Origin of the sequence: Streptoalloteichus hindustanus (assembly GCF_900129375.1) — a bacterium.
GTDB lineage: Bacteria > Actinomycetota > Actinomycetes > Mycobacteriales > Pseudonocardiaceae > Streptoalloteichus > Streptoalloteichus hindustanus.
The window spans coordinates 239,815-256,290 of the sequence record NZ_FQVN01000009.1; the positions used below are offsets into that span (position 1 = coordinate 239,815).

The following is a 16,476-nucleotide window of genomic DNA, read 5'->3' on the forward strand; positions in this document are numbered from 1 at the left end:
GGCGGAGCTCCCGGGCAGGCTTGGAGGGTTCGGCCCGGCGTAACGCCCGTAGGACGCCCGCAGTGTCCACAGGCGACACCGGGAGCCGGTGTCGCCTGTGGAAGCGCGCCCGCGGGAACGTCGCCCGGGGAGACGCCGAGAGGCGGGGCGGGGCCTACCGCCAGAAGACGGCGACGCCCGTGTTCAGCACGACGAGCGCGGCCAGCGTGGGCGTCAGCCAGGCGGGGATCGTCTTCTTGCTGGACATGCCGGCGGCGAAGCCGGCGATCACCACCAGCACGACCAGCTTCACACCGATCTTGACGTGGTTGACCTCCCGGTGCGCGGCCTCGGCCACGCCGACCAGGGCGATGCCGGTCAGCAACTGCAGCAGGGAGCCGTGCAGCCACGCCTTGTTGAGCGGACCGCCGGGCGCCGTCCTACGCTGCAACAGGAACGCGGCGACAAGCGCCGCCATCCCCAGCAGGTGCAGGAACACCAGCAGGTTGCGCACGAACTCCACGGGGTCGTCCTTCCTCGGCGTGGTGGGTGAGGCGGTCAGTCGCGGGACCGGGCACGAGCCGCCCGCCACCCGCGCCAGCCCATGACACCGATCACGGTGCCGAAGGCCAGCGAGGCCAGCACGAGCAACAGGTGCACGGTGAAGAACGAGGTGGGGCCACCCCCGTCGGCCCAGGAACGGGGGTCGTTCCAGATGTTGCGCAGGAAGTTCGGCCAGATCACCCAGGTCCACACCGCGAAGGCGAGCAGGAACAGCGATGCGCGGCGGGAGAGGGTCACCGCTCCAGTATCAGTGGTGGCGGGTACCACCGGCCGAGCAGGGGTGGTTAGCCTGGGATCGATGCCTCCCACCAAGGTTCGCCGCTCGGCCGTGGCGCTCCTCGCCGCCGCCGGCGCTCTGCTCAGCACCGTGCTGGTTCCGACGTCTGCCCTGGCCGCGCCGCACCCGCGGGAGGCCGCGCCACGACAGCAGGAACCGCAGAAGACGTGTGACAACCGGACGTCTCCGCCACCACCCGTGGACAACTCGGAGCAGCCCAAGCCGGGCAAGCCCTCGCCGCAGCCACCCTCGGTGCCGGACCAGCCGGTCGGGGGTCCCCGGATGGGCGAGTGCGGTGACGTGCTGCCCGCCGGCGCCCCGACGCCGCCGCCCGAGCTCGCGCCCGCGGCCTCGTGGCTGGTGGCCGACATCGACACCGGCGAGGTCCTCGCCGCCCACAACCCGCACGCGCGGCAGCGCCCCGCCTCCACCATCAAGGTGCTCACCGCGCTGACGGCGCTGCGTGAGCTGAAGCTCGACGACAAGGTGACCGCCACCGAGGAGGACGCCGCGGTCGAACCGACCAAGGTCGGTCTCGTTCCCGGCAAGCAGTACTCGGTGCGGCACCTGCTGACCGCGTTGCTCATCATGTCGGGCAACGACGCCGCCCACGCGATCGGCCGGCAGCTCGGCGGCCAGGAGCAGGCCGTCGCGAAGATGAACAAGCTGGCCAGGGAGCTCGGGGCGCTGGACACCCAGGCCTCGACCACGTCCGGCCTCGACGGCCCCGGTCAGATGACCTCGGCCTACGACCTGGCGTTGATCTTCCGCGCGGCGATGGCCAACACCGACTTCCGCGAGATGGACCGCCAGAAGGTCCTCGACATGCCGAACCTGTCGCCGGCCAGGCGGATCACCAACGACAACAAGCTCATCCACGAGTACCGGCAGGCGTTGGGCGGCAAGACCGGCTTCACCGACGACGCCCTGCACACCTACATCGGCGCGGCCGAGAAGAACAACCGCCGGCTGGTGGTCACGGTGCTGCGCACGAGCAACCAGCCCGCCGCCCCGTGGCTCCAGGGCGCCAAGCTGCTGGACTACGCCTTCGTCTCGCTGCCCAGGAACGCGACGAAGATCGGTGAGCTGGTCGACGGCCCGCCGAAGCCGGCCAGCAACAACTCCGGGGTGACCACCACCGGGCCGGCGCCGCAGCCGGCCGCGAACAAGGAGCAGGACAACCTGGCCGCGCCGCCGGCCAACAACGGGGACAGCACCCCGTTCGGCACGGTCGGTCTGCCGTTGACCGCGCTCGCCGGGGTCGCCGTCCTGGCCGCCGGGTTCATGACCTTCCGCCGCAAGCGCGCGATCGCCCGCCGGCGCGCGATGAGCGGCTGACGCGCGACAGCACCTCGTTTCGGGGCCGGAAGGCGACGCCTTCCGGCCCCGTCCCGTTGTGTCCCGTCTCGTTGTGTCCCGTCTCGTTGTGCCCGCACTGCCCCCGGCGCCAACCCGCCGCGCGGGGCGCTCAGATGGCCGAGAAGCTCCGTAATCCGCGCCCGACAGGGTTTCCCCGGACAGGGGAGATTTCGGGCGCCAGGGGGCGATGAGGGCGTTTTCTCTCCCCCACCAGACTGATCTGAATCCCCGGTCCGGGTGATGCGGGGCCCGGAGGCGGTCAGCTCCGCCGTCGAGCCCGGTTCTTCAGCGCCACACCCAGGAGCACGCCGACGCCCAGCAATCCCAGCGTCGTGCGACCGTCGGGGCCGGACCGCACCGACACCCGTGGGCGGATCACGGCCGGCGGAGGCGGTTGGACCACCGGGCGCCGCTCGTTCTCCGGCGCGGTCGCCGTCCACGCGGTGACGAAGAGCAGGAAGCGGGCCACCAGGTAGACGAACACCAACAGGCCCAGCAGCGAGCCGAACGCCGCGCCGGACGGCGACCCGGTCACCTTGCCGAGGTAGACCGTGCCGACCTGTTTGAGCAGCTCGAAGCCCACGGCGGCGACGAACGCGCCCCGCGCCGCGCTCCGCACGCTCACCGGCTCCCTCGGCAGCCGCGACAGCACCCAGAGGAACACCAGCCAGTTGGCCGCCAGCGCGAGGGCGACCGACGACACCGAGAGCACGACCGAGGCGACGACCCCGTCCCCCCAGCCCAGCCAGTGCACCACGTCGTCGGCGAACCGCGAGCCACCGGCCGTGATGCCGAACGAGACCACCAGCGCGAGGCCGAGCCCGACCAGGGCCAGCAGGTCGACGAGCATGCCGCGCAGGAAGGGCCGGTCGGGGCGGTGCTGGTCCCACTGCGCGGTCAACGCGTCCCGCAGGTTGCTCATCCAGCCCAGGCCGGAGTACAGCGCGACGACGAGCCCGACGGCGCCCACCGAGTACCGCTGCCCCACCGCCTCGCTGACGGCCTTGCTCAACGTCTCGCGGAGGCTGGGGTCGGGCACCACGCCGGCGATCTCGTCCTGCGCCCGCTGGAGCAGCTCGGGCTGGCCGGCGAGCACGAACCCGCCGACCGCGAACGCGATCATCAGCAGCGGCACGAGCGAGAGCACGCTGAAGTACGTGATCCCCGCGGCGTAGTGGTCGCCGTAGCGCCCCTGGTACCGCTCCGCCGCCCGGATGATGTGGTCCAGCCAGCCGTGCCGCTTCCGCAGCCGCTCGACCAGCGACGGTCCGTCCCGCTTCCCGGCCTTCTCCCCGGCTTTCCCGATCACGTCGGGAAGTTACCCAGGAAGCGCCCGTTCAGCTCATCGGCGGGAGGAAGCCCACCCGGTCGTAGACCGCGCGCAGGGTGCGAGCGGCCACCTCGCGGGCCCGCTCCGCGCCCCTGGCCAGCACCTTGTCCAGCTCGGCGGGGTCGTTCAGGTACTCGCGCACCCTGGCCTGCACCGGCGTGACGAACCCGGTCAGCACCTCGGCGAGGTCCTTCTTGAGGTCGCCGTAGCCCCGGCCCTCGTACTCCCGCTCCAGGTCCGCGACCGGCCGGTCGGCGAGGGCCGAGTAGATGACCAGCAGGTTGCTGACGCCGGCCTTGTTCTCCGGGTCGTAGACGACCTCGCGCCCGGTGTCGGTGACCGCCGAGCGGATCTTCTTGGCCGACACCTTCGGGTCGTCCAGCAGGTCGACGATGCCGGCCGGCGAGGACGCCGACTTGCTCATCTTCGACGTCGGGTCCTGCAGGTCGTAGACCTTGGCGGTGTGCTTGACGATGTGGGCCTCGGGCACCACGAGGGTGCGGCCGAACCGGGTGTTGAACCGCTGGGCCAGGTCGCGGGTCAGCTCCAGGTGCTGCCGCTGGTCCTCGCCCACCGGCACCGAGTGCGCCCGGTAGAGCAGGATGTCGGCCGCCTGCAGCACCGGGTAGGTGAACAGCCCGACGGTGACCCGGTCCACGGCCTGCTTGGCCGACTTGTCCTTGAACTGGGTCATCCTGCTGGCCTCGCCGAAGCCGGTCAGGCACTCCATCACCCAGTTGAGCTGCGCGTGCTCCGGGACGTGGCTCTGCACGAACAGCGTGGACCGCTCCGGGTCGATGCCGAGCGCGAGGAGCTGGGCCGCGGAGACGCGGGTGCGCCGCCGCAGCGCCTTCGGGTCGTGCTCGACGGTGATCGCGTGCATGTCCACGACCATGTAGAAGGCGTCGTGGCTGTCCTGCAACGCCACCCACTGCCGCAGCGCGCCGAGGTAGTTGCCGAGGTGGAACGAGTCCGCGGTCGGCTGGATCCCGGACAGGACCCGGGGCTTCGACGGCTGCGCGGGCGCCGGCTCGGCGGTCCGCTGCTCGGTGGGTGGGGGCTCGGTCGGCACGGGCTCGATTCTCCCAGGTCGCTCGGCGTCGGACGACGCCGCCTACTCCTTGCGCTCGTTGGCCGGGTCGACGACGGCGGCGCCCCGGCGGCGGCGCACCACGCCGGCCACCATGCCGCCGACGCCCGCCGCGACCGCGGCCACGCCGACGGTGCCGCCCAGGCTGGTCACCAGCCCGACGGACCGGCTCTCGACGGCCAGCGCCACGTCCGCCGGGGGGGCGGGGTCCGCGGCGGCGCTGCCGGCGGTGGCGAGACCGACGCCGGCCGCGCAGGCGAACGCCGCGAAGGCCGCGGCCACGCACCGCGACACGGCACGAGCTGGTCGGCTGGGCACGGGGGCCTCCCAGAAGGAAATGTCCCTCGAACGGGGGAAGGGACATTGACTTGTCGTCCGCGAAGTTACCCAACTCGTCAACTCCGCAGGGCCGTTCGTGAGATCCCTACGAGATCCCGCGGCGACGCACGGTAACAGCACCGGCGCCGCCCACGATCTCCCACCCCACCTTGGTGTGACCCGGTTCCCGGAGCTCGCCCGGTCGGGGCACGCCGGGGCGGGCCGCCCGCGCGGCGGGGTCAGGAGGCGGCCACCCGCCCGTAGCTGGTGGTGCGCTGCCGGGTCGGCCGGCCGATCGCGGTCGCGATCGCCGTGAGCTGCTCGACGGTGCGCGCCGAGCCGTTGTCGGCGCCCGCCATGCGGCTGATCGTCTCCTCCATGAGCGTGCCGCCGAGGTCGTTGGCGCCCCCGCGCAGGATGGCCGCGACGTTGGCGTCCCCGAGCTTCACCCACGAGCACTGGATGTTGGGCACGCGGCCGTGCAGCAACACCCTGGCCATGGCGTGCACGGCCCGGTTGTCCCGCCAGGTGGGGCCAGGGCGGGCGATGCCGGCCAGGTAGATCGGCGCGTTGGTGTGCACGAACGGCAGCGCCACGAACTCGGTGAAGCCGCCCGTCTCGTCCTGCACCCTGGCCAGGGCGCGCAGGTGGCCGAGCCAGTGGCCGGGGTGGTCGACGTGGCCGTACATCATCGTGCTGCTGGACCGGATGCCCAGCCGGTGCGCGGTGCTGACCACCTCGATCCAGGTGGCCGCCGGCAGCTTGCCCTTGGTGAGCACCCACCGCACGTCGTCGTCGAGGATCTCGGCGGCGGTGCCGGGAATGGTGTCCAGCCCGGCGTCGCGCAGCTCGGTGAGCCACTCCGCCACGCTCACCCCGGCCTTGGCGGCGGCCGAGACGATCTCCATCGGGCTGAACGCGTGCACGTGCATGCCCGGCACCCTGGCCTTGATCGCCCGCACCATGTCGGCGTAGACGGTGACCGGGAGCTTCGGGTCGATGCCGCCCTGGAGGCAGACCTCGGTGGCCCCCACCCGCCACGCCTGCTCCGCCCGGTCGGCGACCTCCGCCACCGAGAGGCGGTAGGCGTCGGCGTCCCGCTCCCGCTGCGCGAAGGCGCAGAACCGGCAGCCGACGTAGCAGACGTTGGAGAAGTTGATGTTGCGGTTGACGACGTAGGTGACGTCGTCGCCCACGGCCTCGGCCCGCAGGTCGTCGGCGAGCCGGGTCAGCTCCTCCAGGACGGGGCCGTCGGCGGTGAACAGGGCCATGGCCGCCGCCGCGTGCCGCTCCGCCAGCAACGCCGCCGGATCGCTGGCCGCCAGGCGCAGGCCCTCCCTGGCGTCCTGGCCGATCCGCTCGGGGGCGCCGGAGCCCTCGGCCACGACCTGGCGCAGCTCGTCCCAGTCGCCGTAGACCGTGTCGAAGTCGCCGCGCCGGTCCTCGCTGCGCCCGGTGGTGTCGATGCTCGCGTGCAGGTCCGTGCGGCCGACCGACTCCAGGCCGCCGTCCGGCTCCTGCCAGGGGCGCCCGACCGGCATCGCCGTCTCGTCGGCCATGCCGGTGTCGTCGGCGAGCGCCACGACGTGGTCGGCCAGGCGGGCGTCGATCCACGGCGTGGTCACGCTGGCGTCGGTGAGCGACCGGACGTAGCGGGGGTAGGCGGTCAGCCGCTCGCGCAGGGCGAAGCCGGCGGAGGCGGTGCGCCGCGCCAGCTCGTCGATCCTCGGCCACGGGCGCTCGGGGTTGACGTGGTCCGGCGTCACCGGCGACACCCCGCCCCAGTCGTCGATGCCGGCCCGCAGCAGCAGGTCGTGCTCCTCGGCGACCAGGTTCGGCGGCGCCTGCACGCTGGTGCCCGGCGGCATCAGCAGGCGGGCCACCGCGATCGTGGCCACGAAGTCGTCGATCTCGGCGTCGGGCATGTCCCGCATCGCCGTGTCCGGCTTCGCCCGGAAGTTCTGCACGATGACTTCCTGGATGTGCCGGTACTGCCGGGCGATGCGGCGGATGGCGTGCAGCGACTCGGCGCGCTCCTGGAGCGTCTCGCCGATGCCGATCAGGATGCCGGTCGTGAACGGCACGCCGACCCGGCCGGCGTCGGTCAGCACCCGCAGCCGGACGGCGGGCTCCTTGTCCGGGCTGCCGTAGTGCGGGCCGCCCGGCTCGGACCACAGCCGCTCCGCCGTCGTCTCCAGCATCATGCCCATGCTCGGCGACACCGGCCGGAGCCGCTGGAACTCGGTCCAGCTCAGCACGCCCGGGTTGAGGTGCGGCAGCAGGCCGGTCTCCTCCAGCACCGCGACGGCGCAGGACCGCAGGTAGTCCACTGTGGACGAGTAACCGCGCTCGTCGAGCCACCGGCGCGCCGCCGGCCACCGGTCCTCCGGGCGGTCGCCCAGGGTGAACAGGGCCTCCTTGCAGCCGGCCTCGGCGCCGGCGCGGGCGATCTCCAGCACCTCGTCGCGTTCCAGGAAGGCGGCGGGCACGCGGTGCGGGACCGTGGCGAACGTGCAGTAGTGGCAGCGGTCGCGGCACAGCCGGGTGAGCGGGACGAACACCTTGCGGCTGTAGGTGATCACCCCGGGCCGGCCCTCCGCCGCCAGGTGCGCGTCGCGGACCTGGCTCGCGGCGGCCAACAGCTCCGCCAGCCACTCCCCTCTCGCGTGCAGCAGCACGGCGGCCTCGGTGACGTCCAGGACGGCGCCGTCCCGGGCCCGGCGGAGCGCTCGGCGCATTGCAGCGTCACTGACCTGAGCAACCACCGGGCCATCCTAAGTGCGCGGCACACCACCCACTTGGCGCAGCACCCCCGCTGAGCTGCGCAAACCACCGCCGAATCCGCGTTTCCGCATGATCCGATTCACACGGCGTGCTGACGGGACGACCGGAACGCCCGACTCGCGACGAGCAGCGCCGACGCCGTCAGAGCACGAGCGCGTCGGCGACCGCGTCCCGCACGTCCGCCTCCGACGGCATCGGGATCCCGCGCTCGTCCGCGACCCGGCGCAGCGAGGTCATGGTCACGTCGTGCAGGCCGCACACCGTGAACCGGTCGAAGGCGGTCATGTCCGGGTCGACGTTCAGCGCGAAGCCGTGGCTGGTGACACCCTGCCGGATGCGCATCCCGATCGACGCGATCTTGTGGTGCTCCGGCGTCCACACGCCGACCAGGCTGGGCGCCCCCGGCGGGGTGTCGCGCCGGAGGGCGGGGAAGCCCAGCCGGCCCAACGCGGCGACGAGCCCGTTCTCCAGCCACCGCACGATGTCCACCGGACCGCGCTCCCGGACGTTGACCACCAGGTAGCCGACGAGCTGGCCCGGCCCGTGGTAGGTCGCGTATCCGCCCCTGTCCACCTCGACCGTACGCACCCCCAGGTCGGCGGGCAGGTCGGCGGCGGACGTCCGCGGCCCGTAGGTGACGACGGGCGGATGGCTCAGCAGGAACAGCCGGTCGCCGGCGATCCCCGCCCGCCGCTCCTCCACCCACCGCGCCATACCCGCGCTCGCCTCGTCGTACCCCACCTCACCGAGGTCAACCCGCTCCAGCACGGCGCCTCCTCCCCTCCCTCTCGGGCACGAACGGCAGACCGTCAGGGCCGTGACTCGGCGATCGGGCCATGCCCCGCGGTTCTTCCCCGCCTCCGCCGACCGCCCTGGCTACGACCAGTCGTAGGTGACGGTGAAGGGGGCGTGGTCGGACCAGCGCTCGGCGTAGGTCGCGGCGCGCTCCACCACCGCGGTCGTCGCGCGCTCGGCCAGGCCGGGCGTGGCCACCTGGTAGTCGATGCGCCAACCCGCGTCGTTGTCGAAGGCCTTACCCCGGAACGACCACCACGTGTACGGGCCCGGCCCCTCCGGGTGCAGCCGGCGCAGCACGTCGACGTAGCCGGCCTCGTCGAACACCCGGCCCAGCCAGGCGCGCTCCTCGGGCAGGAAGCCGGAGTTCTTCTGGTTCGCCTTCCACGCCTTCAGGTCGGCCTCGCGGTGGGCGATGTTCCAGTCCCCGCAGACCAGGACCTCCCGGCCCTCGACGGCCGCCTTCTCCGCCCGCTCGACGAGGTAGGGCAGGAACGCGGCCATGAACCGCTCCTTCTCGTCCTGCCGGGGCGTGCCCACGTCCCCGCTGGGCAGGTACAGGCTGGCGACCGTCACCCCGGGCAGGTCGACCTCGACGTAGCGGCCGCTGCGCTCGAACTCCGGCTCGCCGAACCCGATGCGCACCGCGTCCGGCGCCACCCTGGTGAGCAGCGACACGCCGTTGCGGCCCTTGGCGTCGGAGTGGGCGTGCACCACGTGCCAGCCCTCCGGCTCCCGGACCTCGGGCGGGAGCTGGCCGGGCTCCGCCCTGACCTCCTGGAGGCACACCACGTCGGCCGCGGTGGCCGCGAGCCACTCCTGGTAGCCCTTCTTCGCGGCGGCCCGCAGGCCGTTGACGTTGACGGTCGACACGGTCAGCACGAGCGGGCAGCGTAGTCAGGACCGGCGACAACCCGCCGGACCGTCCCTCACGGCGGTGACGGACCCCACGCCTACTGGCAGGTGTTGCCGGGCGCGGGGGTCAGGAACTCCGCGGCGGCCCACCGGTTGTCGCCGAGCTTGCGGAAGCCGTTCTCGGTCGCGGACTGGCCGGGGACCAGCGCGTTGCCGCGCAGCCGCTCGACCACCCGCTGGTCCGTCGCCGGCCCGGCCCGCACGTTGAGCAGGTCCGCGCTGACCCGGAACTCGCACCGGCCCTTGTCGGAGACCGGCGTCACCCCGTCGCGGTTGCCACCGCCCCCCATGACGACCGCCACCCCGACGGCGACGAGGACTCCCCCGATGACCAGAGGACGCACCGGCAGCGCCACCGCGCTCACCTCCCGAGTCACGAGCCCGACAGAGGACGACGGCGTCACCAGGTATAGCCCGGGGGCCCGGCGCCGGCGAGTCCTCGCCGGGGAACTCCACCCGTCGGCACCCCCGGCGCTCCGTCGCCCGGGCGACCGGCCCCGCCAGCGTGGTCACTCCACGTCACCAAGGCTGGGCGTCACCCGACCCGAACGGCCTCCGCGGTTCCCGGAGACGGCGCCAGGAGACGGCTTCGGGAGGGGGACAGACGCCGGGGCCCGGTCACCGCGTGGTGACCGGGCCCCGGACGGCATCGGGAGCGGCTCAGCCGGCCATCTTCCGCTGCAGGTTCTCGTCCAGCGCGGCGAGGAACTCCTCGGTGGTCAGCCACGGCGTGTCGCCGCCGACCAGCAGCGCCAGGTCCTTGGTCATCTTGCCGCTCTCCACGGTCTCGACGCAGACCTGCTCGAGCTTGGTGGCGAAGTCGGTGACCTCGGGGGTGCCGTCCAGCTTGCCCCGGTGTGCGAGGCCCCTGGTCCAGGCGAAGATCGACGCGATCGGGTTGGTCGAGGTCGGCTTGCCCGCCTGGTGCTGGCGGTAGTGCCGGGTGACCGTGCCGTGCGCGGCCTCGGCCTCGACGGTGCGGCCGTCCGGCGTCATGAGCACCGAGGTCATCAGGCCGAGCGAGCCGAAGCCCTGGGCCACGATGTCCGACTGCACGTCGCCGTCGTAGTTCTTGCAGGCCCAGACGTAGCCGCCCTCCCACTTCAGGGCGGCGGCGACCATGTCGTCGATCAGGCGGTGCTCGTAGGTCAGGCCCTTGGCCTCGAACTCGGCCTTGAACTCCGCCTCGAAGATCTCCTGGAACACGTCCTTGAACATGCCGTCGTAGGCCTTGAGGATCGTGTTCTTGGTGGACATGTACACCGGGTAGTTCCGGGCGAGGCCGTAGGCGAACGACGCCCGCGCGAAGTCCTCGATGGACTTGCGGTAGTTGTACATGCCCAGGGCGACGCCGCCGCCCTCCGGGAACTGCGCCACGTCGAACTGCATCGGCTCGGCGCCGTCGGCCGGGGTGTAGGTGATGGTCAGCGTGCCGGGGCCGGGCACCTTGAAGTCGGTGGCCTTGTACTGGTCACCGTGGGCGTGCCGGCCGACGATGATCGGCTTCTGCCAGCCGGGCACCAGCCGGGGGATGTTCGAGATGATGATCGGCTCGCGGAAGATCACGCCGCCGAGGATGTTGCGGATGGTGCCGTTCGGGCTCCGCCACATCTTCTTCAGGCCGAACTCCTCGACCCGCGCCTCGTCCGGCGTGATGGTGGCGCACTTGACGCCGACGCCGTGCTTCTTGATGGCGTTCGCGGAGTCGATCGTCACCTGGTCGTCGGTGGCGTCCCGGTGCTCGATGCCCAGGTCGTAGTACTCCAGGTTGACGTCCAGGTACGGGTGGATCAGCTTGTCCTTGATGAACTGCCAGATGATCCGGGTCATCTCGTCGCCGTCGAGCTCGACGACGGTGCCCTGAACCTTGATCTTCGCCATGAGGCGGCGTTCTCCTCTCGCGTCCTGTGTCGCGACCGCGCAAGCAAGACAAGCGTACTGGTAAGTCCCCGTGGTCGACGCCTGGCCGGTGACCAGCGCCACGCCCCGGCCCTGACCTGCGCCAACCCACCGGGGCCGGTGCCGGGCCGGTCAGCGCCCAACCAGGTCGCCGACGACCTGGCCGAGCCGCTCCGCCAGCACGCGCTGGTCGGCGGGCACGACCACGGTCCACGGCTGGCCGTCCCCGCCCCTGACCTGGTGCGTGAGGTAGCAGCCCTCGGCCGTGTCCACCATGTTGACCGGATACTCGCACCGCCGCCTGCCGCCGGCGCGGTCGCGGGTGGCCGCGAAGAACTGCCCGGCGGCCCTGCGCGGCTGGGCCAGCAACCGCCGGAGCCGGTCGACCTCGGACTCCCCGCCGCCGACCGACTCCAGCAGGCTGCCGCCGTCGTCGTCCCCGCCGTGCCGCCCCGGCCCGGCCTCCAGCAGCGCCGTCGGCACGTTGTGGTGCTGCCCCCGGATCGGGCGCACCGGGGGCAGGACCGAGACGGCGGCGTCGCACAGCCACTCGGGCGCCACCGGCCGCAGGCGCAGCCGGCCGCCCGCGAGGTGGGCGAGCACGCCCTCCCTGCCGCTCACCGCCGCGACCACCGACTCCGTCGGCCGGTCGCCCACGGCGTACCAGCCGTAGACCTCCACCTCGGGCCGCGCCAGCAGCTGCAACGCCTCCATCAGGTCGGCGTCCGGCCGGTCGCCCTGGGCGAGGCCGAGCTGCTGCAGCTCGCCGACCACCCGGTGGGCGAGCCGCTCCCGCTCGGTCCACGTGGCACCCGGCGACGGGCCGAACAGGGCCACGTGCTTGTCGGCGCCCACTCCCAGCTCCCACAACACGTCGTAGGCGAGCTCGGAAATCACCACGTCGCGGCGCAGCACGGCGCGACTCCCCTCCCCGTTCGTTCCGTTCGCCCGGCCCCGCGAGCCGGGCGTGCCGTCACTCGCCGATGACCGGCGGGGCGACCTTCTGGCCGACGCCGAAGACGTCCTCCGACTCGACGAGGTAGTCGGGGCGCTTGTGCTCGTGGTCCTCCTCGCCCTTGCCACCCCGCGCGCCGGCCATGCCGCCCATGCCACCGGCCATGCCGGCCGGGCCGCGACCGCCGGCGCCACCGGCACCGGCCGGGCCGAACCCGCCGCCACCGGGGCCGCCGGGACCACCGGGGCCGAACCCGCCGACGCCGCTTCGCGCGCCGGGTCCCATGCCGCCGCCCGCGCCACCGGTGCCGGCACCGCCACCGCCCGGGCCGAAGCCGCCCATGCCGCCCCGGCCGGCGCCACCGCCGCCCGGACCACCACCGCCGGGAAGGCGACCTCCGGGGCCGCCACCGCCCGGACGCCATCCCGTGCGCCCCGAGCCGTCCTGACCAGGGCCGCCGGGGAAGCGGCCGGGGCCGCCACCCCCGTAGGGCGGACCACCGCCGTAGGGCGGGCCGTCACCGCCGGGACCGGGTCCGGGCACGGGGCCAGGGCCGGGCAGGTTCCACCCCGGCTGCTTCGGCGGGTTCGGGCCGGGGTGCTGCCAGCTCGGGTCGGTCGTGGCCGGCGGCGGGGTCGGCGGGGTGATCGGGTCGCGTCCCTGCGGCGGGTTCCACCCGCCGGAACCGCCGCCGGGGCCCGGGCCCGGCGGAGGCGGCGGACTGACCTGGTCCCGCCCACCGCCCGGCGGCGACCACGGCCGGTCGGAGGGGTCGACGGTGCCCCGGCCCGGCGGCCGCACGTCGCCGTCGATCGGCTTCCGGTCACCGGGGTTGACCACGTCGACGTCGGCCGGGTTGGTGCTGCCATCGAAGTTCGGCACCGCGCTGATGTTGGAGTTGGTGGCGGAGCCGTAGGTGTTGAGCGCCTGCTGGTTGGCGAGCGTCTTGGCCCGGTACTCCTCCATCTCCCGGGAGATGTCACCGTCCCGGAAACCGAGGAACTCGCCGAACTTCTTCGCCCCGACCTCGAGCATGTTGTCGGCCGGCGCCTCCTTCGGAACCGGCTGGACCGTGTGCCTCGCCTGGTTGAAGCCGCCGCTCTGGCTCTGCAGGACGTTCATGGCCTGGGTCGCGGTGGAACTCGCCTGCTCGGCCGACGCCGCCAGCGGCGACATCCCCGCCTGGGCCGCCTCCGAGCCCTGCCCCTGCCACACCACGCCCGCCTTGTGCATCGCGGTGCGGACGGCCTCGCTGGCGCCCTTCTGGAGCTTCCCGATCTCTCCCCAGTTCCCGCCCGCGCTGTCGACGTCGCGCGTGCCGGCGACACCGTCACCGTGGAACATCTGGTAGATCTCGGCGCCCTGCATGCCCTGCGGTCGCACGTCCGTGTCCGCCGCCTTCTTGGCGAGCCCGACCGCGGCGCCGATCCCCGCGGCGATGAGCGGGACGACCATCACGCACCACCCTTCAACGTCTTCAGCACCTCACCGGCCACGACCTTCGCCCGCGCGCACGGGTTGTCGAAATCCGCCGGCCTGTCCACCCGGTTGAACGTGATGTTCACGCTGAAGCTCAGCCGGTCGGTGACCGCCACCTCGGCGTCGCACTGCCCCCGCAGAACTTCTTCCCCGCCGAGGAGAACACCGGGATACCCCTCGACTTCCACCGGCTCGAAGCGCTTGAACTCCGCGCGATTCCGGTACACCGACGCCAACCCGTCACGATCGGTCGCGATGGTGACCGAGAGGTTCGTCTTCGAGGGGCCGCGCGAGTCGGACCAGTCACACGTCGGCGCCCGTTCCTCCCCGACCTCGCCCTGTGCCGCGACGCCGAAAGCCCGCAGCTGCGCCGCTGTCAGGGCGTCGCACGGGTCCTGCTGGAACTTCGCGGTGTCCAACGCCTCCGGCACGTGCGGAACGCCTGGCGGCAGCCCGTCGGAACCGCCGGCCGGCCGGGCGGTGCCGCCCACGGCCACCGACGAACAAGCGGTGAGCACCAGGAGCCCCAGCACGGGAACAGCGGCCGTCACAGTTCTCTTGACCATGTCCCAGCCCCAGAGATCCCCACCCCAGAAACGATCTTTCGCCAGTGGAAGGCCGTCATCACGACGCCGCCTTCATCGTCTTCAGCACCTCGGCCGCCACGACCTTCGCCCGCGCGCACGGGTTGGCGTAGTCCTCGGGCTTGCTCTTGTCGTCGAGAGCGACCTTCGCGCTGAAGCTCAGCCGGTCAGTGACCGCGACCTCGGCGTCGCACCGCCCCTGCTGGACCTCTTTTCCGCCGAGGAGAACGGCGGGAAAACTCTCGATCTCCACGGGCTCGAAGTGCTCGAAGTTCCGCCGGTTCCGGTACACCGCGGCCAGGCCGTCGCGATTGGTCGCGATCGTCACCGAGAAGTCCATCTTCGACGCGCCCCGCCAGTCCGACCACGCGCACTTCGGCGCTGGGGTCGTGTTGGGCTCGCCCTGCGCGGCGACACCCAGAGCCTGCAACTGCGCCGCCGTGAGCACACCGCACGGTTCCTTCTGGAACCTCGCGGTGTCCAACGCCTTCGGCACCCGCGGAACACCTGACAAAGGACCGGCATCCGAGTTTCCCGTGCCAGCGGCGGAACTGCTGACCGGACGGGCGTCGCCGCCGGTCACACCGCCGGAGCAAGCCCCCAACAACAGCACCCCGAACACCGGAGCCAGCAGCTTCACGACTTTCCTGGGCACGGGTCAGCTCCGCTTCCGGAACGCGGCCTTGTTGGCGTCGTCGGTGTTCTCGTAGGATTTCTTCGCCGCGTCCAGGCTCTCGATCATTCGCTTGATGTCGTCCTGCTGGCGCTTGTTCGCCGCCAGGTAGTTCTCGACCAGCCGAGGCCCCATGCGCTCGGCCGCGTGCGGGCTGAACTGGTCCTTCCCCATCGGGTCGATCTTCTTCGAGTCGTTGGCCAGTTCAGCCGCTTCCCGCAACTTCTTCCTGGCCTGCTCGAGTTCCGCGACGAGCTCGGGGATGCGGTCCGGGTCGACGGCGAAGTGCGCGCCGGCGCCGCCAGCCCCGCCTCCACCTGCCCCGCTGGTCGTGCGGGCGAGGTCGACGGCACGCGTGGCGGCTCCGGCGACCGTCATGGCGGCGCCCACCGGGCCACCGACAGCGGCCCCGGCGGCAGTGGCTGTCCAGAACCCGCTGACCAGTTCAGCCATGTGCACTCTCCCCCAGACGTACGCGCCACAGGCATCCTGCCGTATGACTCCGGACTACAACCCCTGGTTCCCGAAGAATCCACACATTCGCACCGAGTGCCGGCCGGACCACGGGCATGATCGGTACCCTCCGGGCGGAAGATCACCTGGGGGGCGGAATGTCGACGGGTCCGACGCATGCCATCAGCGGCCTGGCAGCGTGGGCGGGGGTGACCGCGCTGGCGAGCGGGCACGCGATCGGCCAGCTCACGCCCCAGGCGTGGGTGGTGGGCGCCGCGTTGTCCTCGGGAGCCGCGCTGCTGCCCGACATCGACCACCCCTCCTCGACGGTGGCGCGCACCTTCGGCCCGTTCAGCCAGGCCGTCTCCGGCGTGGTCAACACGGTCAGCGGGTGGACCTACCGGGCGACGAAGACCCGTCGGGACCCGAAGCGGGACGGCGGGCACCGCGGCCTGACGCACACCGTGTTGTTCGCGTTGGTCGCCGGGCTGGTGACGACGGCGATCGTCCAGGCGGGCAACCGGTACGCGCTGCCGGTGCTGATGTTCGTGTTCTGCGGCCTCGCCGTCCGGGGCCTGATGAACGAGTGGTCCCCGAAGCGGGACGCGTTGGCGATCACCGTCACCTCGGGCGTGTTGACGCTGGCCTGCCTGCGCTGGGTGGTCGAGGCGCCGGAGAACGCGGCAGCCGCCGGCATCGCGGTGATCATCGGCTGCGTGGCGCACTACCTCGGTGACGCGATCACCGAGCAGGGCTGCCCGATGCTGTGGCCGATCCCCATCAGGGGCAAGACGTGGTTCCCGGTCGCGCCGCCGAAGCCGATGCGGATGCGCACGGGCGGCGCGGTGGAGCTGTCGCTGGTCCTGCCGGGGCTGACCCTGCTGGCCCTGTTCCTCTCGGCGGCGGCGTTGCAGCGGACCGGCGCGGCCCCGTGGCTGGGCCTGGACCTCCTGGGGTGGCTGCCGGGAGCCGAGGCGTCCTCCTGACCGTTGTCCCGCCGAGCGCCCCCGCGAGGGCGTGTT

At 72.5% G+C, this 16,476-nt stretch carries 17 protein-coding genes; 2 read left to right on the forward strand and 15 right to left on the reverse strand.

The window, feature by feature from the left end:
* Positions 1–154: 154 nt before the first annotated feature.
* Together BUE43_RS25735 and BUE43_RS25740 are read right to left on the reverse strand one after the other, a co-directional pair.
* Positions 155–502, reverse strand: a complete 348-nt coding sequence (locus BUE43_RS25735) for a hypothetical protein (RefSeq protein ID WP_073487939.1) — start codon at positions 500–502, stop codon at positions 155–157.
* A gap of 35 nt (positions 503–537) precedes the next feature.
* Positions 538–780, reverse strand: a complete 243-nt coding sequence (locus tag BUE43_RS25740; protein ID WP_073487941.1) for an SCO4848 family membrane protein — start codon at positions 778–780, stop codon at positions 538–540.
* 61 nt (positions 781–841) lie between these two features.
* Between BUE43_RS25740 and BUE43_RS25745 the strand changes: the two genes are divergently transcribed.
* Positions 842–2,158 carry a D-alanyl-D-alanine carboxypeptidase family protein gene (locus BUE43_RS25745; protein ID WP_073487944.1) on the forward strand — a complete coding sequence of 439 codons (1,317 nt, stop codon included), beginning with the start codon at positions 842–844 and terminating at the stop codon, positions 2,156–2,158.
* A gap of 280 nt (positions 2,159–2,438) precedes the next feature.
* Here the strand turns inward: BUE43_RS25745 and yhjD are convergent, their stop codons facing one another.
* The 13 genes from yhjD to BUE43_RS25810 all read right to left on the reverse strand — a co-directional run bounded on the left by yhjD (position 2,439) and on the right by BUE43_RS25810 (position 15,454).
* Positions 2,439–3,488: an inner membrane protein YhjD gene (gene yhjD, locus BUE43_RS25750; protein WP_073487948.1), complete on the reverse strand. Its 1,050-nt coding sequence runs from the start codon at positions 3,486–3,488 to the stop codon at positions 2,439–2,441.
* A gap of 28 nt (positions 3,489–3,516) precedes the next feature.
* A complete protein-coding gene (trpS, locus tag BUE43_RS25755; RefSeq protein WP_073488137.1) occupies positions 3,517–4,506 on the reverse strand; it encodes a tryptophan--tRNA ligase in 990 nt (329 codons plus the stop codon).
* A gap of 117 nt (positions 4,507–4,623) precedes the next feature.
* Positions 4,624–4,917, reverse strand: coding sequence for a hypothetical protein (locus BUE43_RS25760; protein WP_143174377.1), 294 nt, complete (start codon positions 4,915–4,917; stop codon positions 4,624–4,626).
* A 239-nt stretch (positions 4,918–5,156) separates the two neighbouring features.
* On the reverse strand, positions 5,157–7,655 hold the full coding sequence (locus BUE43_RS25765; protein WP_073487954.1) for a bifunctional FO biosynthesis protein CofGH: 2,499 nt from the start codon (positions 7,653–7,655) through the stop codon (positions 5,157–5,159).
* 187 nt (positions 7,656–7,842) lie between these two features.
* Positions 7,843–8,469, reverse strand: a complete 627-nt coding sequence (gene lipB / locus BUE43_RS25770; RefSeq protein ID WP_234995919.1) for a lipoyl(octanoyl) transferase LipB — start codon at positions 8,467–8,469, stop codon at positions 7,843–7,845.
* A gap of 108 nt (positions 8,470–8,577) precedes the next feature.
* Positions 8,578–9,378: an exodeoxyribonuclease III gene (locus BUE43_RS25775; protein WP_073487958.1), complete on the reverse strand. Its 801-nt coding sequence runs from the start codon at positions 9,376–9,378 to the stop codon at positions 8,578–8,580.
* Positions 9,379–9,449: 71 nt separating this feature from the next.
* Positions 9,450–9,767, reverse strand: a complete 318-nt coding sequence (locus BUE43_RS25780; protein WP_073488141.1) for a hypothetical protein — start codon at positions 9,765–9,767, stop codon at positions 9,450–9,452.
* Between the two features lie 304 nt (positions 9,768–10,071).
* Positions 10,072–11,292, reverse strand: a complete 1,221-nt coding sequence (locus BUE43_RS25785; RefSeq protein WP_073487961.1) for an NADP-dependent isocitrate dehydrogenase — start codon at positions 11,290–11,292, stop codon at positions 10,072–10,074.
* 150 nt (positions 11,293–11,442) lie between these two features.
* Positions 11,443–12,225, reverse strand: coding sequence for an ESX secretion-associated protein EspG (locus BUE43_RS25790; protein WP_073487964.1), 783 nt, complete (start codon positions 12,223–12,225; stop codon positions 11,443–11,445).
* A 58-nt stretch (positions 12,226–12,283) separates the two neighbouring features.
* Complete coding sequence (locus BUE43_RS35670) at positions 12,284–13,720, reverse strand: PPE domain-containing protein (RefSeq protein WP_073487967.1); 1,437 nt, start codon at positions 13,718–13,720, stop codon at positions 12,284–12,286.
* A complete protein-coding gene (locus tag BUE43_RS25800; protein ID WP_083960145.1) occupies positions 13,720–14,310 on the reverse strand; it encodes a DUF3558 domain-containing protein in 591 nt (196 codons plus the stop codon). Before BUE43_RS25800 ends, BUE43_RS35670 begins: the two co-directional genes overlap by 1 nt.
* 58 nt (positions 14,311–14,368) lie before the next feature.
* The gene (locus tag BUE43_RS25805; RefSeq protein WP_083960146.1) at positions 14,369–14,983 is read right to left on the reverse strand and encodes a DUF3558 domain-containing protein; all 615 of its coding nucleotides are present in this window, start codon (positions 14,981–14,983) and stop codon (positions 14,369–14,371) included.
* 3 nt (positions 14,984–14,986) lie between these two features.
* On the reverse strand, positions 14,987–15,454 hold the full coding sequence (locus tag BUE43_RS25810) for a PE domain-containing protein (RefSeq protein WP_073487976.1): 468 nt from the start codon (positions 15,452–15,454) through the stop codon (positions 14,987–14,989).
* Between the two features lie 158 nt (positions 15,455–15,612).
* On the opposite strand from BUE43_RS25810, the gene BUE43_RS25815 reads away from it, so the two are divergent.
* Positions 15,613–16,440 (forward strand): metal-dependent hydrolase, encoded by an 828-nt coding sequence (locus BUE43_RS25815; protein WP_073487979.1) that lies wholly within the window; start codon positions 15,613–15,615, stop codon positions 16,438–16,440.
* Positions 16,441–16,476: the final 36 nt, after the last annotated feature.